The sequence below is a fragment of the Acidovorax sp. KPB24-07 genome (assembly GCF_057543315.1).
Map to the genome: position 1 here is coordinate 1 of NZ_BAAJYS010000351.1, position 3,461 is coordinate 3,461.

Sequence of the window (3,461 nt, forward strand, 5' to 3'; positions counted from 1 at the left end):
GAATGGCCGCAGGGGCGGGGGCGCTGCGCGGGCCCCAGCACGGCCCGCCGCCAGTGCGCCCGGTGTTGCGCTTTGCCCGCTTTCCGCATGCCATGCATCGCAGCGCGACCGCTCTCCGCTATGCTTGCCAGCGGTGCGTTCGCGGCCGGTGCCATGGCCGCCGTGCCGTTGCGATCCTCTCCCTCAACCTCTGGATACCCTTGCCATGATTGCTCGAAAAATGCGTTCCCTGGTCGCCGCTGGCGCCGTGATCTGCCTGTCGCTCGTGACCGCTGCCCACGCCGGCCCCCGGCTGGACAAGATCATGGAAAGCAAGGTCCTGCGCGTGGGCACGCCCGGCGACTACCGCCCCTTCGCCATCAAGACCGATGCCGGCTACAGCGGCCACGACATCGACGTGATCGAACTCATGGCCAAGGAACTGGGCGTGAAGGTCGAGTACGTGGCCACGAGCTGGCCCAACCTCATGAAGGACCTGCAGGGCGACAAGTTCGACGTTGCCGTGGGCGGCATCACCCGCAACGTCACGCGCATCCGCCAGATCGAGATGCTCCCCGGCTACGCGCCGTTCGGCAAGGTGGCGCTGGTGCGCACGGCCGACAAGGCCCAGTACCAGACGCTGCAGGACCTGAACAAATCGTCCGTGCGCGTCATCAAGAACCCCGGCGGCACCAACGAAACCTTCGTGCTGCAGAACCTGACCGCCGCGCAGGTCAGCACGCACGACAAGAACGCCGAAATCCCCGCGCTGATCGCGGAAGGCAAGGGCGACGTGATGATCACCGAAACCTACGAAGCCCTGCACTACGCCAAAGTCGACCCGCGCCTGACCGCCGCGTTCATCGACGCGCCGCTCACGCCCACCAACACCCTGGGCTTCATGCTGCCCAAGGACGATGCCGACTATTCGCGCGTGATGGAGTTCGTCTGGGGCCTGCTGGATGCCCGCGGCACGCTCAAGCAGTCGGCCGACAAGTGGCTCAAGTGATCGGCTGACGCCATCTTCGGGCGACCGCGCCGGTAGCGGCCCCCCGAAAAGCCAAAGGGCGCAGGCCACAGTAATGTGGCTGCGCCCTTTTTCCATGGAGCCGGCGGCAGGGCCCGGCCCGCGAAGGCAGGCGGGTCAGTCGATGTCCACGCAGTGCAGCCCGAACCTGCCCGCCTTGCGGTCGGCGAAATAGCGCTCCAGCGTGGTCTTCACGGTGCGAAAGGCGATCTCGTCCCAGGGCACCTCGTCCTCGGTGAACAGGCGCGCCTCCAGGGTTTCGTAGCCCGGATCGAAGGCGTCGCTGAGCAGCTGGGCCAGGTAGAAGAAATGCACCTGCCCCACGTGCTGCACGTTCAGCAGGCTGAACAGCGGCCCCATCTGGATCTGCGCGCCGGCTTCCTCGTCGGTCTCGCGTTCCGCGCCCTGCGCGGTGGTTTCGTTCAGTTCCATGAACCCCGCGGGCAGGGTCCACTTGCCCCGGCGCGGTTCGATGGCGCGCCGGCACAGCAGCACCTGGTCGTGCCATACGGGCACGGTGCCCACCACGTTCAGCGGGTTCTCGTAGTGGATGGTGTGGCAGGCCGGGCAGACGGCGCGGTGCTTGGTGTCGCCATCGTCGGGAACGCGGTACACCACGGCCGTTCCACATTCGCGGCAGTGCTTGATGGGGCTGCGGGAGGTCATTCGTTTTTCTGAAAATGAAGCGTCGTGGGGCGGCGGAGCGGGAACACCGGCCCCGGCCGATGGCCGCGAGGCCAGGGCGGGGCCCGAGGGGGCTGTCAGGCCACGGCCAGGCGCAGCGTGCCCAGGCCGTCCACGCCGCCTTCGAGCGTGTCGCCGCGCACCACGGCGGCCACGCCCTCCGGCGTGCCCGTGAAGATCAGGTCGCCGGGCTGCAGCTCCCAAGCGGCCGACAGGTGCTCGATCGTTTCGGCGATGTTCCAGATCAGCTGCGAGACGGTGCTGCGCTGGCGGTCGGCGCCGTTCACCTGCAGCCAGATCGCGGCCTGCGCCACGTTGCCTGCCTGCGCGGCCGGGGTGATGGGGCCGATGGGGGCGCTGTGCTCGAAGGCCTTGCCGATCTCCCAGGGGCGGCCCTGCTTCTTCATGTCGTTTTGCAGGTCACGGCGCGTCATGTCCAGGCCCACGGCATAGCCATACACGTGCTGCAGCGCGTCGGCCGCGGTGATGCCCTTGCCGCCCTTGCCGATGGCCACCACCAGTTCGATCTCGTGGTGCAGGTTGGCGGTGAGCGTGGGGTAGGGCAGCGTGCCCGTCTGGCCGGCATCGACCACGACCAGGGCGTCGGCGGGCTTCATGAAGAAGAAGGGCGGCTCGCGGCCGGTGAAGCCCATTTCCTTGGCGTGTTCTTCGTAATTGCGGCCCACGCAGTAGATGCGGTGCACGGGGAACCGGTCGCCGGTGCCGATGACGGGCACGCTGGCCACGGCTGCGGGAGGAATCACATAGCTCATGTCTGCCTTTCTTCGAAAAGGGACGGCGAGGGGCTGGCCGCGCCGGATGCGGGGAGGGCCGCGCGGCGGCATCGTGCCGGCGCGGGCGCAAACCGGCAGTGTGCCACGGGGCCGGCGTGGTCGCTGTCCCCGGCAGGGCGGCGTTATGCTCGCCGCACCATGAAGCTGTTCAACTACTTCCGTTCATCGTCCTCGTACCGCGTGCGCATCGCCCTGGGGATCAAGGGCCTGCCTTACGACTATGTGCCGGTGCACCTGGTGCGTGCCGAACACCGCCTTCCCGCCTATGCCGACCGGCTGGGCGATCCGCTCGTGCCGGCGCTCGTCACCGACGACGGCCACACCCTGGCGCAGTCGCTGGCCATCATCGAGTACCTCGACGAGACGCACCCCGAGCCGCCCCTGCTGCCCGCCGACCCGCTCGGCCGCGCCCAGGTGCGGGCGCTGGCGCAGATGATCGCCTGCGAGATCCACCCCATCAACAACCTGCGCGTGCTCAAGTACCTCACGCAGGAGCTGCAGCAGAGCGAAGACACCAAGACCGCCTGGTACCACCACTGGACGCGCAACGGCCTGACTGCCTTCGAACGCCAGCTGGGCCTGCTCGCGCAGGAGCGGCAGGCCGCCGGACTGGCCCCCTCGCAGTTCTGCTGGGGCGACGTGCCCACGCTGGCCGACTGCTGCCTGGTGCCGCAGATCTTCAATGCCCAGCGCTTTCGCGTGAACCTGGACGGCCTGCCGCTCACCATGGCCGCGTGGGAAGCCGCCATGGCGCTGCCCGCCTTCCAGGGCGCGCACCCGTCCGCCTGCCCGGACCACGAAGCCTGACCGCGCCGATGTCCATGCCACCACCGGGCCACGATTGGCTGGTGCCCGACTGGCCGGCGCCCGCCCATGTGCGCGCGCTGTGCACCACGCGCGCGGGCGGCGTGAGCGCCGCGCCCTACGGCGCCCTCAACCTGGGGCGACCACGTGGGGGATGATCCGCAGGCGGTGCA

General features: G+C 68.9%; 4 protein-coding genes and 1 pseudogene. 3 read left to right on the top strand and 2 right to left on the bottom strand.

The window, feature by feature from the left end:
• The first annotated feature begins 205 nt into the window (after positions 1 to 205).
• Positions 206 to 988 carry a transporter substrate-binding domain-containing protein gene (locus tag AC27IQ_RS20740; protein ID WP_487090620.1) on the top strand — a complete coding sequence of 261 codons (783 nt, stop codon included), beginning with the start codon at positions 206 to 208 and terminating at the stop codon, positions 986 to 988.
• A 135-nt stretch (positions 989 to 1,123) separates the two neighbouring features.
• On the opposite strand, the gene AC27IQ_RS20745 is transcribed toward AC27IQ_RS20740, so the two are convergent.
• Together AC27IQ_RS20745 and AC27IQ_RS20750 are read right to left on the bottom strand one after the other, a co-directional pair.
• Entirely contained in the window at positions 1,124 to 1,672 is a 549-nt protein-coding gene (locus tag AC27IQ_RS20745) for an NUDIX hydrolase (RefSeq protein WP_284399787.1), read from the bottom strand.
• 95 nt (positions 1,673 to 1,767) lie between these two features.
• The gene (locus AC27IQ_RS20750; protein ID WP_272552681.1) at positions 1,768 to 2,463 is read right to left on the bottom strand and encodes a fumarylacetoacetate hydrolase family protein; all 696 of its coding nucleotides are present in this window, start codon (positions 2,461 to 2,463) and stop codon (positions 1,768 to 1,770) included.
• 159 nt (positions 2,464 to 2,622) lie between these two features.
• On the opposite strand from AC27IQ_RS20750, the gene maiA reads away from it, so the two are divergent.
• Positions 2,623 to 3,291 (top strand): maleylacetoacetate isomerase, encoded by a 669-nt coding sequence (gene maiA, locus AC27IQ_RS20755; protein WP_487090621.1) that lies wholly within the window; start codon positions 2,623 to 2,625, stop codon positions 3,289 to 3,291.
• Between the two features lie 8 nt (positions 3,292 to 3,299).
• A pseudogene (locus AC27IQ_RS20760) lies at positions 3,300 to 3,461 on the top strand (laccase domain-containing protein); the annotation flags it as partial.